20 protein-coding genes and 1 other RNA gene are annotated in these 18,812 nt (G+C 44.5%); all 21 read right to left on the bottom strand.

Features of this window, described 5'->3' with window-relative positions; genetic code table 11:
• Positions 1–60: 60 nt before the first annotated feature.
• Entirely contained in the window at positions 61–1,650 is a 1,590-nt protein-coding gene (locus LKD46_RS02225) for a peptide chain release factor 3 (RefSeq protein ID WP_227573737.1), read from the bottom strand.
• An 87-nt stretch (positions 1,651–1,737) separates the two neighbouring features.
• The gene (locus LKD46_RS02220) at positions 1,738–2,562 is read right to left on the bottom strand and encodes a SpoIIIAH-like family protein (RefSeq protein ID WP_118513315.1); all 825 of its coding nucleotides are present in this window, start codon (positions 2,560–2,562) and stop codon (positions 1,738–1,740) included.
• A gap of 11 nt (positions 2,563–2,573) precedes the next feature.
• Complete coding sequence (locus tag LKD46_RS02215) at positions 2,574–2,888, bottom strand: SpoIIIAG-related protein (RefSeq protein WP_227573736.1); 315 nt, start codon at positions 2,886–2,888, stop codon at positions 2,574–2,576.
• Positions 2,854–3,426, bottom strand: a complete 573-nt coding sequence (locus LKD46_RS02210; protein ID WP_173746070.1) for a stage III sporulation protein AF — start codon at positions 3,424–3,426, stop codon at positions 2,854–2,856. Before LKD46_RS02210 ends, LKD46_RS02215 begins: the two co-directional genes overlap by 35 nt.
• Complete coding sequence (locus LKD46_RS02205) at positions 3,423–4,565, bottom strand: stage III sporulation protein AE (protein ID WP_215638397.1); 1,143 nt, start codon at positions 4,563–4,565, stop codon at positions 3,423–3,425. The genes LKD46_RS02210 and LKD46_RS02205 overlap by 4 nt, the downstream gene beginning before the upstream one ends.
• Positions 4,562–4,948: a SpoIIIAC/SpoIIIAD family protein gene (locus LKD46_RS02200; RefSeq protein ID WP_021650699.1), complete on the bottom strand. Its 387-nt coding sequence runs from the start codon at positions 4,946–4,948 to the stop codon at positions 4,562–4,564. Before LKD46_RS02200 ends, LKD46_RS02205 begins: the two co-directional genes overlap by 4 nt.
• Before the next feature lie 16 nt (positions 4,949–4,964).
• Positions 4,965–5,159: a stage III sporulation protein AC gene (gene spoIIIAC, locus LKD46_RS02195; RefSeq protein WP_021650700.1), complete on the bottom strand. Its 195-nt coding sequence runs from the start codon at positions 5,157–5,159 to the stop codon at positions 4,965–4,967.
• A 58-nt stretch (positions 5,160–5,217) separates the two neighbouring features.
• Positions 5,218–5,736: a stage III sporulation protein AB gene (locus LKD46_RS02190; protein ID WP_215638399.1), complete on the bottom strand. Its 519-nt coding sequence runs from the start codon at positions 5,734–5,736 to the stop codon at positions 5,218–5,220.
• Complete coding sequence (gene spoIIIAA, locus LKD46_RS02185; protein WP_015524435.1) at positions 5,721–6,653, bottom strand: stage III sporulation protein AA; 933 nt, start codon at positions 6,651–6,653, stop codon at positions 5,721–5,723. The genes LKD46_RS02190 and spoIIIAA overlap by 16 nt, the downstream gene beginning before the upstream one ends.
• Before the next feature lie 84 nt (positions 6,654–6,737).
• The gene (locus LKD46_RS02180) at positions 6,738–7,886 is read right to left on the bottom strand and encodes a YncE family protein (protein ID WP_215638400.1); all 1,149 of its coding nucleotides are present in this window, start codon (positions 7,884–7,886) and stop codon (positions 6,738–6,740) included.
• 17 nt (positions 7,887–7,903) lie between these two features.
• The gene (locus LKD46_RS02175; protein WP_022426374.1) at positions 7,904–8,452 is read right to left on the bottom strand and encodes a 4'-phosphopantetheinyl transferase family protein; all 549 of its coding nucleotides are present in this window, start codon (positions 8,450–8,452) and stop codon (positions 7,904–7,906) included.
• A complete protein-coding gene (locus LKD46_RS02170) occupies positions 8,449–10,275 on the bottom strand; it encodes an ATP-dependent helicase (protein WP_129974469.1) in 1,827 nt (608 codons plus the stop codon). Before LKD46_RS02170 ends, LKD46_RS02175 begins: the two co-directional genes overlap by 4 nt.
• Positions 10,276–10,297: 22 nt before the next feature.
• The gene (gene gltX / locus LKD46_RS02165; protein ID WP_015524432.1) at positions 10,298–11,752 is read right to left on the bottom strand and encodes a glutamate--tRNA ligase; all 1,455 of its coding nucleotides are present in this window, start codon (positions 11,750–11,752) and stop codon (positions 10,298–10,300) included.
• 174 nt (positions 11,753–11,926) lie between these two features.
• Positions 11,927–12,160 carry an acyl carrier protein gene (acpP, locus tag LKD46_RS02160; RefSeq protein WP_015524431.1) on the bottom strand — a complete coding sequence of 78 codons (234 nt, stop codon included), beginning with the start codon at positions 12,158–12,160 and terminating at the stop codon, positions 11,927–11,929.
• A 141-nt stretch (positions 12,161–12,301) separates the two neighbouring features.
• A complete protein-coding gene (locus LKD46_RS02155; RefSeq protein WP_110103029.1) occupies positions 12,302–13,462 on the bottom strand; it encodes an FtsW/RodA/SpoVE family cell cycle protein in 1,161 nt (386 codons plus the stop codon).
• Between the two features lie 116 nt (positions 13,463–13,578).
• Positions 13,579–13,924: a transfer-messenger RNA gene (ssrA, locus tag LKD46_RS02150) on the bottom strand.
• A gap of 261 nt (positions 13,925–14,185) precedes the next feature.
• On the bottom strand, positions 14,186–14,743 hold the full coding sequence (gene efp, locus LKD46_RS02145) for an elongation factor P (protein ID WP_015524430.1): 558 nt from the start codon (positions 14,741–14,743) through the stop codon (positions 14,186–14,188).
• A gap of 86 nt (positions 14,744–14,829) precedes the next feature.
• On the bottom strand, positions 14,830–15,339 hold the full coding sequence (locus LKD46_RS02140) for a shikimate kinase (RefSeq protein WP_015524429.1): 510 nt from the start codon (positions 15,337–15,339) through the stop codon (positions 14,830–14,832).
• Positions 15,336–15,842, bottom strand: a complete 507-nt coding sequence (locus LKD46_RS02135) for a YqeG family HAD IIIA-type phosphatase (RefSeq protein ID WP_110103007.1) — start codon at positions 15,840–15,842, stop codon at positions 15,336–15,338. Before LKD46_RS02135 ends, LKD46_RS02140 begins: the two co-directional genes overlap by 4 nt.
• Before the next feature lie 21 nt (positions 15,843–15,863).
• Positions 15,864–17,225, bottom strand: coding sequence for a citrate/2-methylcitrate synthase (locus LKD46_RS02130; RefSeq protein ID WP_015524427.1), 1,362 nt, complete (start codon positions 17,223–17,225; stop codon positions 15,864–15,866).
• A 247-nt stretch (positions 17,226–17,472) separates the two neighbouring features.
• Positions 17,473–18,690, bottom strand: coding sequence for an aminotransferase class I/II-fold pyridoxal phosphate-dependent enzyme (locus LKD46_RS02125; RefSeq protein ID WP_015524426.1), 1,218 nt, complete (start codon positions 18,688–18,690; stop codon positions 17,473–17,475).
• Positions 18,691–18,812: the final 122 nt, after the last annotated feature.

The following is an 18,812-nucleotide window of genomic DNA, read 5'->3' as shown; positions in this document are numbered from 1 at the left end:
TAATATTTTTGTTCGTAATTTTATACTATTATATCAAAAAAAGTTATGAAATAAAAGGGCTTATTTACTGAATTCTGTCAGTACCAGATCAGGGTTTCTGTCCTCAACCATGCCAACACTCCATGCATTGACAAAGAGCAGCAACGGATTTCCCTTAAGGTCTGTGACTTTCTTCATATCAGAAGTTCCCACGATCTTGTCTACTTTTACAGTCTCCTTGTTGGCAATCCAGCGGATATGCTCATATGGAAGTGTTTCCAGGCGGATATCTACATTATACTCATTCTCCAGACGGTATTTCAGGACATCAAATTGCAGGATACCTACAACACCCACAATGATCTCTTCCATACCGGTGTTAAACTCCTGGAATATCTGGATTGCACCTTCCTGAGCGATCTGGTTGATACCTTTTACAAACTGTTTTCTCTTCATGGTATCGATCTGACGCACACGTGCGAAATGCTCCGGCGCGAAGGTCGGGATCCCCTCAAAGGCAAATTTCTTTCCAGGTGCGCAGATGGTATCTCCAATAGAAAAAATACCCGGGTCAAAGACACCGATGATATCACCTGCATAAGCCTCCTCCACAACATGACGGGCTTCTGCCATCATCTGCTGCGGCTGAAGAAGTCGCATCTTCTTGTCTCCCTGCACATGATAAACCTCTTTTGTCGCATCAAACTTACCTGAACAGATCCTCATAAATGCGATACGGTCTCTGTGAGCCTTGTTCATATTCGCCTGGATCTTAAATACAAAGGCTGAAAAATCATCACTCATAGGATCTACCGATCCGCAGTCTGCAGTTCTCGGAAGTGGAGAAGTGGTCATCTTCAGGAAATGCTCCAGAAATGTTTCCACACCAAAGTTGGTAAGAGCAGAACCGAAAAATACCGGTGTCAGCTGTCCTTTGCTGACCTCTTCCTGAGAAAACTCCGCACTTGCGCCATCCAGAAGCTCGATTTCTTCCATCAGCTGCTCTTTCTGCTCAGGATCCATGATCTCATCTGCACGGGGATCATTAATATCAATCTCTTCTATCACACCTTCCTTGGTACCCTTCTGTGTATCGGAGAAGGTAAGGATCTTCTTTGTATTACGATCAAACACGCCCCGAAATTTCTTACCGGAGCCGATTGGCCAGTTGATCGGACAGGTTGCAATACCAAGCTCTTTTTCGATCTCATCCAGAAGATCAAAAGTATCGTTGGCATCTCTGTCCATCTTATTGATAAAAGTAAAGATCGGAATGTGTCTCATAACACAGACCTTGAAAAGCTTACGAGTCTGTGCCTCAACACCCTTGGATCCATCAATGACCATAACTGCTGAATCCGCAGCCATCAATGTACGGTAGGTATCCTCGGAGAAATCCTGATGTCCAGGTGTATCCAGAATGTTTATACAATATCCGTCATAATGGAACTGAAGAACGGATGAAGTTACGGAAATACCTCTTTCCTTCTCGATTTCCATCCAGTCTGATACTGCATGGCGGGCCGTAGCCTTACCCTTTACACTTCCGGCCAAATTGATGGCCCCACCATACAGCAGAAATTTTTCTGTTAATGTTGTTTTACCGGCATCCGGATGAGAGATGATGGCAAATGTTCTTCTTTTTTCTATTTCTTTCGTATACTTCGACACGTGAGCCTCCTGTATATTCTCTGATATCTCTATTTTACTATAACCTTTCCTATTCTAGTATAGACAAGGCTTTGCTGTCAAGGCAATTCAGTCGTAAATTCCCTCTGTATCAATAGTCTGATCGTTCTGGATATCTGCAGCCGTCTCTGCGTCCTCAGATGTTTGATCCGTCGGATCGCTTTCCACAGATGCAGCGGTATCCTGCACCTCATCACCTGTACTTTCCGCATTATCCTCTGCACCTCCCGTATTTTTTTCAGCTTCATCTGCAGTATTTATAACATCCGATGCATTTTTACTTTGACTCAGAGGCGTGATCACAATGCTCTCTGCTGCCACACCGGTTTTCCTCTTTACAATATCCTCGATCTGTGCACGTTTTGCATCCTCCAGATCTGCATCCGGCACCACAACATCCGCAGTTTCGCCCGTCAGATTTACGATCACATTTTCAAAGCCCTTCGCCTCCAGAAGAAGCTCTGCAGCCGCCTCTTTTTCTGTAAAATCTGTCATGGAAACCATTGTGTTAATGGCATTCTGTTTTTCCTCATCGCTGATGTCTTTATTACTGATGATCGCCTGCAGGTCCGCTTTGTTCTGGGAACGCACCTGCTCCCTGCTGACTTTTGCCTGTGCTGCAAAATCCGAAGCACCGGTAAGTACGGCCTCGCCCGGGGATGCGGTATCCATCACCTCCGACTGGGTTGTGCCATCTGCCCCGTTCTCATCCAGAAGGGCTGTTTCATCGGTCAGGTCATAATTCACATCGTCCAGGATACTGCTGCTGTCCGTACTCGTCTCCTTATCCTTAAATCCCAGATCCACATCTGCGAAATTCAGATATCCGGCCACAGCAATGAGAATGGCCAGCGAGGTGATGATTACCTGATTTTTCTTCATGATCTTTTTCACTTCTACTCTCCTCATTTCATTTTCATTATTCTAATTTTATTAGCGTCGATCTGAAATAATGCCATAATTGCCTGCTGAATATTCTGGACTGTCACTGCGCTGCCTGCTCCCTGGGCCGCCACCAGCACACCGGTAACTTCATCATTGCCGCTTATGGAAAAGTTTTCCGTATTTCCCTCATCCCCGGTCATAATGATCACTTCCACTTCGCCTACTCCTTCCACATTGGAAAGCAGTTCCTCAAGACGGCTCTCCAGGCGGGTTTTCTCCGCATTCTGATCCTCTGCTGTTTTACTGTTCTTTCGGGTTACCGGAAGTCCTGCCACCAGAAGAAGGATTCCCAGAAGAAGGAAAACTCCCCACTCCTTCCATCCCATCCTCAGAAGCCAGGATCTGATACTGTCCTTTCCTGAGTCCGCAGATTCTTTCGAGCTCATTTTTCACCGCCTCCCTCTGTTTTTCTGTGACTGTTCCATAAAGTGTTATGGTCAGCTGAAGCTCTTTCTCCATATCTACTTCTGTTTTTGCCGAAAAAATCCCTTCTTTCCTGAGGATACCCTGAACCTGATCCTTCAGTTCCTGTTCATATGCTCCTTTAAGAAATGTTTCCCTTATTCCTTCTGCTTCTGTCTCCATACGTACCTGTTCTTCTCTCCCATAATTATTGCTGAATCCGGACAGAAGTTCTTCACTTTTTCCCACTACGGCAAATATAGGTGTACAGATCAAAAGCACCAACAGAAGCCCCATAAACAGCCGTATATACTGCTCATAACGCTTATCAGGCAGAATATGCAGAAGTGCTGTAGTAAGTACATGAAAAAAAGCCAGGCTTTTCATCCACTGATAAAGTTCTGTTCTCATCCCAAGCCTCCTCCTGCCATCAAGATCAGAAATGTAAGCATACATAAAATTTCCGCAGTAAACAGGATTCTCATCAGAAGTGCACATCCCTCTGCCATGGTGCCAAAGGCTTCTACCAGCCGTTTGTCTGATACAGGCTGCGCCGCAGCCGCCAGAAAGCGATAGGTCAGTGACAAAAGTCCATATCGGACCAACGGCCCCGCCCCCACCGCCAGGATCACCAGTAAAAGCGCAATGCCCAGACTGTTTCTTACAAGAACAGCTGTGGTAAGGACCAGTTCCGTAACTGCATTTACCGCGCTCCCGATCCCAGGAAGAGCACCTGCAGTTTTTCCTACAGCACTCCGCTTCAGAGAATCCATTACCGGAGCTACAAGCCCACGCACCACCTGCAGTCCTGCTGCCACTCCAAGTAATGTCCGAAGCCCCCAGGAGATCACAGTCTCGATCAGCTCAGCCATTTTTCCCAGCATTTCTTCCCTGGAAAGATGATTCACAAATCTCAGAAGAATATATAAACTCACTCCGGGAAGCAGTACTCGTTCCAGGATCCATTGAAAAAGCCACACCAGAAGCAGTACTCCCTGATAAAAAGCAGCTGCACTGGATGCACCTGACGCTGCTGCCACTGCCATAAAATACACCGGTGAGAGTTCCTTCATAAACTCCGTGATCCACGCAAGCATTGAAAGCAGTGATGCACTCAAACCGGAAAAACTGTTCATCAGAAGAGTAAAAACAAGAAGATACACCACATAAAAACTGATTTCTCCCACCTGCCCGTTATCAAAGGCACCGGCAAACCCGGAAAAAACGGCAGCAAACAACAGCAGAAGCAGCAACTTCACGATCAGCTCTTTTTCTCTTTCAATACCATAAAAAAGGAGACTGTGCAAAAATTCCCGCACACTCTCCTCCGAAAGCACCTCTTCCCCTGACAACAGTCTGTGAAACGCTTCTGTAACAGAAAATGTTTTTTCTCCAAGCATCTCATCTACCATGGACTGCAGGTCGGTAAGCTCCATCTGATCTGTGATCTGTTGTTCCGCCGAAGAAGCATAAACGATCACACCGCCAAAACAGTTTATAACTACAGCCAGAAACAGGGCTGCACAAATCTCTGACCAATATCTTTTCATGCAAGAAATCCCTGTATGGTATCCAACAGTGCCAGAAGAACCGGCATACTTAAGACCATTACAGATAACCGGCAGAACAGTTCGATCTGTGCACCAGTGGAGGAATATCCTGCATCTCTGCATATGCCGGATGAAAATTGTCCGATATAGGTGATCCCGATCATCTTCAGCAAAGTAGTGATATAGCTTCCATCAATCGGGAGACTCTGTTTCAGTCTCTCCAGGGACTGGAACAGATAGCTGATCTTCCCTACCGCTAATCCCAGTATCACAAGACCTATTCCCATCGTAACAAGGCTTACATACTCCGGTGCACGGTCTTTCAGAAGAATCCCCAGAAGAACCCCTGCCGCTCCCAGAACAGAAATCTTCAGAATATCCACGGTTCTTTCCCTCCCCCTACAGTACAAAAAGCTGCTGGATATTTTTAAAAAGCTCATAAATATACGGCACAATCCAGAACAGTACTAAAAGAAGTCCTGAAAAACTCACCAGAAAAGCCTGTTCCTCTCTTCCGCTATGTTTCAGGATCTGAGAAAGAACAGAGACCAGGATCCCTACTGCACCGATCTTAAATATGATACTGACCTCCAAATGATCCCTCCTTTTCTTCTGAAAGCCTGTCCTTCTTACTACTGTCTGATAAACAATACTATACCAGGAGAACCGCAAGCAGCAGGCCTCCAAGAATCCCAATTCCCTGGTACAGTTTTTTCTTTCCGGAAACCTCCGCTTTCCGCTTCAAGATCTCTGCTTCCAAATTATTTTCATACAGGGAAAGCTGTCGCATCTGCATTTCCAGATCCATGTAGCCCAGATATTCTCCGAAAGAAAAAAAAGCGTCCTTTTCCCCATGGGTAAGGCAGCTTTTTTTCAGGGCGTTTTCCGCACATTCCCTGCATATCTGTGAAAGTTTTTCTCCTGTTCCCGCTTTCATCCTGTCCGCGGCACTGATGAGAAACTCTCTGTATTTTCCATTCATTCTTCCTGCTGCTCCATAAAAAGCATCCGGCAGTGATGCATTCCCGCAGCGGATCTCGCCTTTCAGGCAGATCACCATCTGAAGCAGTTTTTCCAGTATACGAATCTGCTCCGAAAGTCTCATACTTCCGGAAAATCCCATTCCGGCTCCTGCCGCCACTACCAGAATACAGCCTACAATCCGGTACATAGGCATTTCCCATTTTCATCATAGATTCCTTCCACGATTCCTGCACGTTCATGCTTTCCCAGAAAAATATATCTCTGGAAAACCCGCGCTTCCCACAATTTCCGGAAAAACGGCTGGGATAATGTTTCTTCCATGGAAGCTCCATGTGCAGTTGCGATCAGACGACATCCACAGTGGATAACTGATTCCACAGCCTTGAAATCTTCTTCTTTTCCAAGTTCATCCACAGCAACCACAACCGGCGACATTGACCGGATCAGCATCTGCATCCCTTCTGCTTTCGGACAGCCGTCCAGGATATCCGTACGCATTCCAAGGTCATTCTGAGGGATCCCCTGATAGCATCCGGCCAGCTCACTGCGCTCATCGACTACTCCTACCGTAACACCGGAAATATTTCCCCATCCATTACTCATCTGCCGGATGATATCCCGAAGAAGCGTGGTCTTCCCACATCTGGGCGGAGAAACGATCAAGGTATGCATGATCTGCTCTCTTGTCTGGATATATGGCAGCACTTCTTCTGCACATCCCTGGATCTCATGTGCCAGACGGACATTGATGCAGGAAATATATTTCATCCCACGGATACGGTTTCCGTCCAGGATCACCTTTCCAGTAACTCCTACACGGTGCCCACCCTGTACACTCAAAAACCCCTGGCGAATCTCATCTTCATAAGCATACAGGGAATAGCCGCTGACATACTCCAGTGTTTCCTTAAGATCCTCCCGCGTAACCAGATAAGGTTCTGTATCTTTTTGCCGGAGGAAACATTCTCCCCCATCATAAGTGAGGAACAGAGGTCTTCCCACGCGGAGACGTATCTCATATAATTTATCATAATCAAGGTCTGCATCCACCAGAAGCTGGCGGACATTACTGGCAAACAGGTTCTGGATCTGGTTTGCGTCCATGTTTTCACCTCTTACACTTAAATATATTGCGGACATGCCGGATTTAGTACCTGTTGTCTTTTTTGATGCTCTCTCGTTTTTTCTTTATTCCGACAGAAAAAAAAGACTTTCTTCTTCGTCATAGGTCTCCATCTTCGAAAGATTCAGCTTCAGGACCCGATCCACAATATTTACGGAGGACGCACGGTATGCATAGGCACAGGATTCAAACATCACATAAAGGCTGTCACCTTCCACCACGATCTGTTCCAGTCGTTCCGGAAAACGATATGTTCTGGCAGAATTCTCGTTTACATACAAACGCTTATCGGATTGTTCATAAAACACCAGCCTGGATGGCAGGATTCCAAAAGAATGAGAGATCAAAAGCTTATCATTATAAAAAGCAATTCCCTGAACCTGCTCCGATATGGTGGAATAATCCAACGGAACTGCCATTTCAAAATCCATGCCCAGTTTCTCGTCCATGGTATTGATCAGTTTTCCCTCTTCGTCAACTCCGTATCGTGCAATTACACTTTCGTTATATTTTTCAAAGCAGCCTACATACAGACACCCCTTATAAAAGGTCATAAAAGAGTCTCTCACGATCCCATAAAGACTGACTATCTGGAAAGTATCCACCGGCAGATGGCTGTCATCATAATCGTAGGCTTCTATTGTATCCATCTTTATACTCACTGCCTGTGCAATCCCGTTGATATTGGAGGAATACCATAATAACTTATGCTCCGGGTCATAGGCAAGTCCTCCCACATGAGGCTGTCCAGGCAGTATCACTTCTTTAATAAAATTATGATTTTCCTTATCGATCACATAAATGACCGAATTATGTTTCTGTGTGCTGCAGTAAGCGCTGACCAGCACATAATCCTCTGTAACCGCCAGTCCCTGAGGCGTCATGGATGTACACATGGCAGGAGTGGCACCCTTTTTTGTGAGCAGCGTCCTGGTATTCTTCAGCCCGGGAATGACATATGTTCCATATTCCTTCTCTTTTTCTCTCCCATCAAAGGCAAAATAAGAAAAATCCTCTTTCTGGGAAAGCATCTGTTTCTGTCCCCGCAGTGTATACACTGCAGCACCTCGATTTGTCACCACAGCTTTTGTGGGCAGCTCCGTTTTTGCACGGTAAACAAATGCATATAAAAAATAACATATGCACAGCACAAAAACAACTGCCAGGATCTTCAGAATGAAAATCCTGAAGCTGCGTTTCATCTCTTTGTTCATTTCATCGTCTCTATTTGCTATTTCAAAATGATGTCTTCGTATTCAAATCGTAATTCCAGGCTGTCCCTGGACCAGATTGCACCACTGTATCCCGGTTCCAGCTCCAGCATTATGTAATTTCCCTTATCCATGGAAATCGTACGCAGATCCCTGGACAGTCCCTCTCCGGTCCATTTGATATATGCCTCTCTCAAAACCCACTGGGCAAAAAAGGCTTTCTCCATATCATCTGCATCCAGGATTTCCCGTATCATATCTGCCGGCACCATTCTTTCAAGGAGCCGTTCGTAATTTACCTTCTTGTGGATCTGCACATCAATGCCCACCTCTTCTCCGGCAAACAGACACATCACATATTTTCCGGAATGTGTGATATTATAATGAATTCTTGGAAGCAGGGTAAAAAACGGTTTCCCATGTTCCCCCTTTGACCGAGGCTCAAAAGCAAGCTTTCGTCCAAATTCCCGCTCAAGTCCGATTTCCAGAAGTTTTTCCCCGATCATATGCTCCATATTCTTGCTGTTATATTCATCTCTGATCTTCGTATAATAAATAATCCCATTCATAATCCGGCCTCCTCAAGAAAACGGGACGGTTCCCGTTCCTTCTCATACTGCTGTCTTACATAATACAGGCAGAGTTTCTTCTTTGCCCGTGTCATACCAACGTAGAAAAGCCTCCGTTCTTCCTCCAGATGTGCCTCCAGGACTGCCTTCCGATAAGGCATGCTGCCTTCATTTACATTCATGATATATACATTGTCATATTCCAGACCTTTGACCGCATGAAGAGTGGATATCACCACTCCTTCCCGTTTCACATCCTGTTTCTTCGCCTGTTCTTCAAGCTTTCTGGTATACTCGTCCATATAGGCCATCCATTCTTCCAATGTTTTCATTCCTCTGGCACTTTCATGGATCCGGTTCAGGGTTTCCATAAGCTCTTCCGGTTTTATTTTACGATACCTTGCATATTCCTGCAAGTATTCTTCGTATCCCATGCCATTCCGGATAAAATTAATGGCTGCATAAGGGGCCATAGTCTTTAAGATCCGAAGATGTGTCTCCATCGTTGTGATCCTGTCACACATCCAGTCTTTGTCTTTGTAAAACTCTCCCAATGCTTTAAAATCAACGTTTTTTTCTGTCAGAGCATCTCTGGCTATGTATCGGTTTGGCCGGTTCATGATCTCCAGAAATGTACTGCGGCTCCGGTCTCCTTCTGCCATTTTCAAATAAGCGATCATATTCCGGCAGATCCAGTGTCGGAACAGGTTGGGCAGTTTTTCCTTCATAGTGAAAGGAACCCCATACTCCATCAACGCAGCGACCAGTCCTTCGGCTTCCTGATTAGTCCTGAAAAGCAGCGCTGTATCTTCAATATTATCCCCTTCTTCCATCCGATTCCGCAGCAGGCCTGCAACTGCCATATATTCGTCTCTGGGATTTCGAAATTCTTTTATCTGCACCGGCTCTCCCGGTTCATTTGGTGTGGAAAGTTTTTTCACATAACGGTTTTCATTATGATCGATCACCTTCATGGCTGTATCCAAGATATTTCCACTGCACCGGTAATTGATATTCAGGATCACCGTCTCCGCATTTTTAAAATCTTCCGGGAAATTCAGCATGATCTCCGGGTGAGCGCCGCGGAAATGATAGATAGACTGATCATCGTCTCCCACCACAAACAGATTGTTCTCCGGTGCTGCCAGCATCTTCACGATATCATACTGAAGATGATTGATATCCTGAAACTCATCCACCAGAATATAGTGAAACTTCTTCTGCCATGCAGATAGGATATCTTTTCGCTTTTTCAGAAGTTCATAACAGCTTAACAGCATATCATCAAAGTCAAGTTTTCTTCTTTCATTCAGGACTTTTCGATATCCCTGAAAAATCTGTCGGAATACTTCATCCGGGCAGCAGGAAGAATAATAATGTTCCAGAGAGATCCTTCCACCTTTTACAACACTGATCTCCTTGGCAATATCTTCCACAAAATCCCCTTCCTGGGACTGTTCTGCAGCACAGTTTACCACCAGTTCTCTTAAGATCGCATATTTTTCTTCTTCTGACAGGATATTTCCTCCATTCAGACCATAAGCCTGTTTGAGGATCCCGTAAAACACTCCGTGAAAAGTCCCGAAAGTAACGCCGGTTCGCTGAACACTGGTAAATTTCAGAAACCGTTCTTTCATTTCCACTGCTGCTGCCCTGGAAAAAGTCACAACAAGAACAGAGGAAGCCGGTATCTTCCCTTCCTGGATCATATGTGCTGTTCTTTCTACTATGACGGAAGTTTTCCCCGAACCGGGGCCTGCCAGAACCATCATAGGTCCTGACAGGTGGGCGATTGCCCTTTTCTGAGATGGATTTCGTTTCATAACTGGATTATCGATCACACTCTTATTTATTTTCAAGCTTTTCGATTGCTGCATGTACACGTTTCAGTGTCTCTTCCTTGCCAATGATCTCCATGATCTCTGTTGCACCGGCCGGTGTCATCTGCTTGCCGGATACTGCTGTACGAAGCGGCCACATAACATAACCATTCTTATATCCGTGCTCCTTTACAAAAGCGCTTAAAGATGCATACAGCGGATCATTGGTATAATCCTCCTGTGCTTCCAGTACCGGAAGCACTTCCTTGAGAACTGCAAGAGAAGTCTCCTCTGTTGTTTTCATCTTTTTGTGGCGGTACATCGCACTGTCATACTCCGGAACTGCCTCAAAGAAATCTACAAGCTCCGGAATATCCGGGAATACTTCAATTCTGGTCTGAACCATTCCTGCAATCTTCTTAAGATCAAAGTCTTTTTTCAGAACTTCTTTCAGATACGGAAGTGCTCTCTCATAGAATGCCTCCGGATCCATCTTCTTGATATACTCACCATTCATCCATTTCAGCTTGGCAATGTCAAAAACTGCCGGTGATTTGTTGATATGATGATAATCAAATGCCTCCACAAGCTCCGGAAGAGAAAAGATCTCACGGTTGTCTGCCGGGCTCCATCCAAGGAGTGCAACATAGTTAATCACTGCCTCTGTCACAAATCCCTGATCGATCAGATCTTCATAGGAAGAATGTCCACATCTCTTGGAAAGCTTCTGATGTGTCTCGTCTGTGATCAGCGGACAGTGAACATAGGTCGGGATTTCCCATCCGAATGCCTCATAAATACGATTATACTTCGGTGAAGAGGAAAGGTATTCGTTACCTCTTACAACATGTGTGATTCCCATAAGGTGATCATCAATTACATTTGCGAAGTTGTAGGTCGGATAACCGTCAGATTTGATCAGGATCAAATCCTCCATCTCCTCATTGTTAACGGTGATATCTCCGTAAATAACATCATGGAATGTAGTGGTTCCCTCTGTTGGCATATTAAAGCGGATAACATGCGGCTCACCTGCATCCAGACGGCGCTGAACCTCTTCCTTGGAAAGATGGAGACATCTCTTGTCATAAATAGAGATCTCCTTACCTGCAACAGTACGTTTCATGCTTTCCAGTTCTTCCTTGCCGCAGAAGCAGTAATATGCATCTCCCTGCTCAATAAGCTGTTTGGCATATTTCAGATACATGCCTGTTGCCTGACGCTCGCTCTGTACATACGGGCCAAATCCGCCATCCTTGTCCGGTCCCTCATCATGGAGAAGTCCTGTTTTCTCAAGAGTACGGTAGATGATATCTACAGCTCCCTCCACATAACGTTCCTGGTCTGTATCTTCAATACGGAGGATAAAATCTCCGCCTTCATGTTTTGTGATCAAATAAGCATAAAGAGCTGTTCTTAAATTACCCACATGCATTCTTCCTGTAGGGCTCGGTGCAAATCTTGTTCTGATCTTTGTCATTTCTTTTCTCCTCATTTTTGTTGTTTCTCTTTATAGGTGCTATTATATACCCAAATCCTTCAAAATGTCCATAGGTTTTCCGGCGGAATACCCTGCCATCCCTCTCATGTATCTTCGCATATACAAAAAAAATCCTCTGAGACACTGTCGTCCCAGAGGATCCTAGATTTCTGCTTATGCTTCTACGCCTTTGTTCTTAAGATAATCGATCACATCTCCAACTGTGTTCAGATCTGTAAGCTCCTCTGCCGGGATCTCAACATTGTACTCATCCTCAAGAGCCATGACCAGTTCAAACAGGTCAAGAGAATCTGCACCAAGATCATCCTTGAAAGATGTCTCCGGTGTGATTGTAGATGCCTCACAATTTAACTGCTCTGCAAGCATTTCTTTCATTTTTTCTAACATGTCTTATTCTCTCCTTTAATCGTTACAGATCGAATCTGTTTCCTCTTTTTGAGCAAAGTATATAGTCTGCAAAAACAGTTGTCAAGAGGATTTTCCCAAAAAATGGCTCCAGAGCAAAAATATTTTGATTTTAAAACTATTTTACTCTTGAAATTTTATCTGACGGGCCACGCTGAGAGCTATTGCCATCTCCAGCATCAGGAACACAATGGACGTTCCTCCGTAACTGATAAAGGGCAAGGTGACACCTGTATTGGGCATCAGATTCAGTACAACGGCAATGTTAAGGATCACCTGCAGCGCAATATGTATAAAAATCCCGGTAACGATCAGTGAGCCAAACAGATCCGGTGCATTCTGCGCAATAAAAAACAACCTGTACAAAAGATATCCGAACAGGATCAGTACAAAAATCCCTCCGAAAATTCCAAGCTCCTCACAGATAATTGAAAAGATCATATCATTTTGTGCTTCCGGAACACTTCCAAGCTTCTGGATACTATTTCCAAGCCCGCGGCCAAAAAGCCCTCCGGAGCCAATGGCATACAATGCCTGCAGCGTCTGATAACCGCCTTCATCGGAATATTTCTCAGGCTGAAGCCATACAAGTACTCGCATAACACGGAAGCTGTCACTATTCTTGGTCGTCGCAACCAGAAAAAGTACTCCGATCACAATAAGGATCACTCCTGCCGCTGCCACAGCAATAAACGGACGCATATCCGGATGTGCCACAAACACCATTCCAACTGTTATTCCCAAAATGATCATGGCTGTACTCAGGTTATCTGTAAGTATATAAGCCGCAAGCGCAAGTCCTGCCCCCGGAAGTCCCAGGATCATACAGCTCTTTAAAGTTTTCACCTTTCGTCCCATTTTTCCGATCATGTAAGCCATCATGATAATAACCGCGATCTTTGCCAGCTCGGCAGGCTGAAAGTTGATCGGTCCGATATACAGCCATCTGGTAGCACCATGAGAGGAATGTCCCAGCGGAGTCCGCACAAGTCCCATAAGGATCAGCGAAGCCACATACAACGCAGTTGTAAAAGGAAGAAGGATATGATAATCCAGTATTTTTGAAATAAATAACGCTCCGATCAGACATGCTGCACTGATCAGTACCTGTTTCTTAAAATAAAACATATCGTTGCCATAATTCACTTCTGCCATATATGAACTGGTACTGTAAAGCATGACCAGTCCAAAGCACACCAGCAGTACAATAACAGCTACCAGATTATAATCATAATAATCAGATTTCTTATTCTGCTTTTTTCTGTTAAGCAGAGTTTTTTTCATTCTATCACCATCGCTTTCTGTATCTGCGAAGAATTCCCTGATATCCACGAGTAATAAAGAAAGTAAAAAAAATTCCCGGAAAGCCGCATAAATGCTGTCTTTCCGGGACGTTCCATAAATGGACCTGAGGGGAATCGAACCCCTGTCCGAAAGCCTATCCCTTAAGGCATCTCCCATCACAGTCGCTGATTTAACATTCCCTCAGCAGTACGCCCACCGACAGGCTTACTGCTTCAGTAGCTTCATGATACATCTACCGGGGCAAAGCTTACCCGGCAAGGTTTCTCACATGGTCGACGCCAGATTCCCGATGTGTGAGTGCAACGGGGCTGACGAGCAGCTTAGGCTGCTAACGCTAACTTTTCGTCTGCGTTTATATTTAGTTCCCGGTTGGTACGCAGTCCAGGAGTCTGCGGATGGCTTCCCTAACTTCAAAGCCCCCGTCGAAACCAGTACAAGCCCTTAAAAGACTTCTGTGACAGGATCATTTCCGGTCATCTCTGGTGGACAGACGAACTTCTTAGTCAGTTTTTTGACTGGGTTTAATTATACCAGAATGATTTTTCGTGTCAAGGATATTTCAAAAAAAGTCCAGACTGTACCGTTTTTTCTTACCTGTACAGTCTGGAATATGCATTCAAACTTTGGTATTTTAAATACTGTCAAAATGATCTTTTAATTTTATGGCACAAAAAAACCCGCTTACGCGGGTTTTTTGCTGCATTATACACGTGAGAGATACTCACCTGTTCTTGTATCGATCTTCAGTTTGTCGCCCTGGTTTACGAACAGAGGAACCTGAACCTGTGCACCTGTCTCAACAGTTGCCGGTTTGGTAGCACCCTGTGCTGTATTTCCTGCGAATCCTGGCTCTGTCTCAATAACCTCAAGCTCTACAAAAAGAGGTGGCTCGATTGCGAATACCTCTCCGTTATGAGAGCAAACCTTAACCATCTCATTATCCTTAACAAATTTCAGAGAATCGCCAACCTGCTCCTCTGTAAGACCAACCTGATCATATGTCTCTGTATTCATGAAGTAGTATAAACCACCATCCTGATACAGATACTGCATATCTACACGCTCAATACGTGCTGCCGGGAATTTCTCTGTAGGACGGAAGGATTTCTCTACTACAGAGCCTGTGATAATGTTCTTGTATTTTGTTCTTACAAAGGCTGCGCCTTTTCCTGGTTTTACATGCTGGAATTCAACGATCTGACATACGTTTCCATCAATTTCAAGTGTGATACCATTTTTGAAATCACCTGCTGAAATCATAAATATTTCCTCCTTAATATATGCGGTTCTTTTTCGCTATGGATTATTCTATAATACCTTTTGCCATTTTTCAACTGTTTTTTTGTTTAAGCCTTCAATTTTTCTTCAATTTCTGCGATCAGCTCATCAAAAGGCTTCACTCCTGTGACAACTTTAATGTCCGCAAACTTCTCATAAACCGGATCTCTCTGTTTCAGAAGTTTCTTGATCTTCTCTTCTTTATTCTCAGTTCCTTCCAATGTGGGATTGTTACTTCCTTCCAGACGTTTGATCAACGTTGCAGCAGATCCCTTCAGATAGATGATCGTTCCCATACTCTGGAGATATTTCTGGTTCTGCTCCTGAAGAGGCAATCCCGCACTTACAGAGATTACCTTCCGTTCGCTGTCTGTGGACAGTTCCTTGACTGCCATAGTCTCCAGCGCACGGTAAAATGCTTCTCCAAAGCGTTCAAATACCTCCTTTACTGACATGTTCATTTTTTTCACGATCAGTCTGTCCACGTCAATAAACGGAAGCCCCAGGTCCTTCGCCAGTCTCTTTCCAACTCGTGTCTTTCCTGAACCCATAAAGCCGATGATTACAATATGGTTCATGAATTCTTTCCCTCCTCTTTTTGGTAAAAATGTAATACTATTTTTTCCAGATATCGCTTCAGTACGATCTGGATCTCCTCTTTTGGATGAATCGGTTTCACAAGGATCGTCCGGATCCCTGCTCTCTTTGCTCCATAAATATCCGTAAACAACTGATCTCCTATAAAGATCGTCCTGTCAAGATCGATTCCGATCACCTGGCAGGCTTTTTTATAATTTTTCACAGCCGGTTTATGGGCATTTTCTATAAAATCCCCCTCTACTGCTTTGGCAAAGGGCTCCACACGAGGTTTCTGGTTATTGGATACAAAACAGTATCGAAACCCGAGAGCCCTCAGCTTTTCAAACAGTTTCTTTGCCCGGTCATCTGCCGGTGCCCCGTGGGGAACAATGGTATTATCGATATCAAAGAGCAGCCCTCTGTATCCTTCTCTGTAAAGCTTCTCATAATCGATCCCATACGCAGAATCCAGATATTCATCCGGAAAAAAGCATCTGAACATCTATTCCACCTCAGTCCTTTCCTATCGCTCGCAAAGAGGAATATACTCTGCTTCCGGAAGGACATTCTTATATGCGGGACGGATGATCTTATCCACATTGATAAGCTCTTCCATACGATGTGCGCTCCAGCCTACGATACGTGCAATAGCAAACATCGGTGTGTAAAGCTCCAGCGGCAGATCCAGCATGCTGTAAACAAATCCGCTGTAAAAATCCACATTGGCACTGACACCCTTATAGATCTTACGCTCCTCTGCGATAACCTTTGGTGCAAGACGCTCTACTGCAGCATACAGCTGATAATCCTTCATTCTGCCCTTTTCTCTTGCAAGCTGTTCCACATAGCCTTTAAAGACTTCTGCACGTGGATCTGAAACAGAATAGATCGCATGTCCCATACCATAGATCAGTCCACGTTTATCAAAGGCCTCTTTATGAAGAAGCTTCTTAAGGTATGCACTGATCTCCTCTTCATCACTGTAGTCATGTACATGTTTACGCATATCGTTAAACATTTTTACGACTTTGATGTTGGCACCGCCGTGTTTCGGGCCTTTCAGAGAACCTAGTGCTGCCGCGATCGCAGAATACGTATCTGTCCCGGAAGAGGAAACCACATGTGTAGTAAAAGTAGAGTTATTACCACCGCCATGCTCCATATGAAGGATCAGAGCAATATCAAGGATCTCTGCCTCCAGTGCCGTATACTTCTTATCCGGTCTTAACAGACGCAGGATATTCTCAGCTGTGGAAAGCTCCTTTTTAGGCTGATGGATATAAAGACTCTCGCCTCTCTCATAGTGGTTATAGGCCTGATATGCATAAACAGATAACAGCGGGAAAACACTGATCAGGTTGATACACTGACGGAGCACATTCTCCAGTTCAATATTATCCGGGTCTTTGTCGTAGGAATAAAGTGTCAGCACGCTTCTTGACAGAGCGTTCATAATATCTCTGGATGGTGCCTTCATAATGACATCCCTTACAAAATTCCGCGGAAGCATACGCTGGTTCGCAAGAATCCCGGAAAATCCATTCAGTTCTTCCTGATCCGGAAGCTTTCCGAAAAGAAGCAGATAGGTTACTTCCTCAAAGCCGAAGCGCCGGTCATTGATAAAACCATTTGTCAGATCCTTAATGTCATACCCGCGATAAGAAAGCTTACCTGCGCAGGGAACCTCTTTTCCGTCCACGATCTTCGTTGCCTGGACATTGGAGATCTGGGTCAGTCCTGCAAGGACACCCTTTCCATTCAGGTCACGCAAGCCTCGCTTGACATCGTATTTACCATATAAAGACAGATCCAGTTTGTCATTCTCACGACAGATCTGGGTAAGTTTCTCAATCTCAGGTGTCACTTTCATGTTGAATTTGCTCATCAGTTATTTCCCCTTTCGATTTCTGTTTTATTGCTGTTCGATAACGGTCCCTCCTCATTCCCCTCTCAAGCAATTCTGGTCTTATTTGTATATCCCGGCGTAGCTGGCCGGGATATTTCAGATATATTATAACATTTTTTTCGGTTCCGGTCTATGCCGAAAATATAACCGAATACCTGCTTTACAGTTTATCGGTTATGAGCAGGCAGCGAATGCGGATCGCAAATCTCTTCTTGTCTATCTGCGATCAGCCCTGCTTATATGTAGCAAAGAACTCTTTCATCTTCTTCATTGCCTTGTCAAGCTGGCGGATATCCGGCAGATAAACAATACGGAAGTGATCCGGCTGGTTCCAGTTGAATCCCTTGCCCGGAACAACAAGCACCTGTTTCTCATGAAGAAAATCCAAAGCAAACTGTTCATCATTGAAAATATTGAATTTCTCAGTATCGATCTTCGGGAATATATAAAATGCCGCATGTGGTTTTACAACGGAAATTCCCGGAATATCATTCAGTGCCTTGTAAATAAAGTCTCTCTGCTCATAAACACGTCCGCCCGGCTGCGTATATTCATTGACACTCTGATATCCGCCAAGTGCAGTCTGTACAATGGACTGTGCCGGAACATTTGAACAGAGACGCATGGAAGAGAGCATATTGATTCCCTCTATATAACCCTTCGCCTTACTTTTTGCACCACTTAAAATCATCCATCCGATGCGGAAACCTGCGATCATATGAGACTTGGACAATCCTGAAAATGTTACACAGAACACATCGGGTGCAAGGGATGCAATCGATGTATGTTTATATCCATCCATAACAAGACGGTCATAGATCTCATCAGAAAAGATGATCAGCTCATTTTCTCTTGCAATGTCTGCAATCTGTTCCAGGATCTCCTTCGGATATACTGCACCTGTAGGGTTATTGGGATTGATGATAACGATCGCCTTGGTCCTTGGTGTGATCTTGCTCTTGATATCCTCAATATCCGGATACCAGTCAGACTGTTCGTCACAGATATAATGAACTACATTTCCGCCTGCCAGTGTTGCAGTAGCTGTCCACAACGGATAATCCGGAGCCGGGATCAGGATCTCATCCCCGTTATCAAGCAGCGCCTGCATACAGAGGTTGATCAGTTCACTGACACCATTTCCCGTATAAATATCATTAATGGTAACTCCCGGGATCCCGCGAAGCTGTGCATACTGCATGATCGCTTTTCTTGCAGAAAAAATGCCCTTGGAATCGGAATATCCCTGGGAAGTACGAACATTACTCAGCATATCCAGGATCACTTCCTGAGGTGCTGAAAACCCAAACGGATACGGATTACCAATATTCAGCTTCAGAATCTCCATTCCATCTTCTTCCATTCTGGCAGCCTCATCCACAACCGGTCCGCGCACATCGTACAGCACGTTGTCAAGCTTTGATGATTTCCCGAATGTTCTCATAAAAACCACTCCTCTTCTAATTTTCACTATTATTTAACCATTTTAATTTCATAGTCAAAAAATATTTATTCTATATCATCTCACATTTAGGCTTTCAACGCAAGAAATAAAAATTTAAAAAA

Source organism: Blautia fusiformis, from assembly GCF_020686995.1.
Taxonomy (GTDB): Bacteria; Bacillota; Clostridia; order Lachnospirales; family Lachnospiraceae; genus Blautia_A; species Blautia_A fusiformis.
Note: the sequence above shows the minus strand (reverse complement) of the source record. Positions and strands in the feature narration are given on the sequence as shown.

Excerpts from the sequence above, each read along its gene's own strand:
- spoIIIAA (WP_015524435.1), bottom strand. The coding sequence starts at position 6,653 with ATGGACGCAAACCAGATCCAGAACCTGTTTGCCAGTAATGTCCGCCAG.
- LKD46_RS02125 (WP_015524426.1), bottom strand. The coding sequence starts at position 18,690 with ATGAGAACATTCGGGAAATCATCAAAGCTTGACAACGTGCTGTACGAT.
- LKD46_RS02180 (WP_215638400.1), bottom strand. The coding sequence starts at position 7,886 with ATGAACAAAGAGATGAAACGCAGCTTCAGGATTTTCATTCTGAAGATC.
- LKD46_RS02175 (WP_022426374.1), bottom strand. The coding sequence starts at position 8,452 with ATGAATGGGATTATTTATTATACGAAGATCAGAGATGAATATAACAGC.
- LKD46_RS02190 (WP_215638399.1), bottom strand. The coding sequence starts at position 5,736 with ATGTACCGGATTGTAGGCTGTATTCTGGTAGTGGCGGCAGGAGCCGGA.
- LKD46_RS02140 (WP_015524429.1), bottom strand. The coding sequence starts at position 15,339 with ATGAACCATATTGTAATCATCGGCTTTATGGGTTCAGGAAAGACACGA.
- gltX (WP_015524432.1), bottom strand. The coding sequence starts at position 11,752 with ATGACAAAGATCAGAACAAGATTTGCACCGAGCCCTACAGGAAGAATG.
- efp (WP_015524430.1), bottom strand. The coding sequence starts at position 14,743 with ATGATTTCAGCAGGTGATTTCAAAAATGGTATCACACTTGAAATTGAT.
- LKD46_RS02170 (WP_129974469.1), bottom strand. The coding sequence starts at position 10,275 with ATGAAACGAAATCCATCTCAGAAAAGGGCAATCGCCCACCTGTCAGGA.
- acpP (WP_015524431.1), bottom strand. The coding sequence starts at position 12,160 with ATGTTAGAAAAAATGAAAGAAATGCTTGCAGAGCAGTTAAATTGTGAG.
- LKD46_RS02155 (WP_110103029.1), bottom strand. The coding sequence starts at position 13,462 with ATGAAAAAAACTCTGCTTAACAGAAAAAAGCAGAATAAGAAATCTGAT.
- LKD46_RS02135 (WP_110103007.1), bottom strand. The coding sequence starts at position 15,842 with ATGTTCAGATGCTTTTTTCCGGATGAATATCTGGATTCTGCGTATGGG.
- LKD46_RS02205 (WP_215638397.1), bottom strand. The coding sequence starts at position 4,565 with ATGAAAAGATATTGGTCAGAGATTTGTGCAGCCCTGTTTCTGGCTGTA.
- LKD46_RS02210 (WP_173746070.1), bottom strand. The coding sequence starts at position 3,426 with ATGAGAACAGAACTTTATCAGTGGATGAAAAGCCTGGCTTTTTTTCAT.
- LKD46_RS02130 (WP_015524427.1), bottom strand. The coding sequence starts at position 17,225 with ATGAGCAAATTCAACATGAAAGTGACACCTGAGATTGAGAAACTTACC.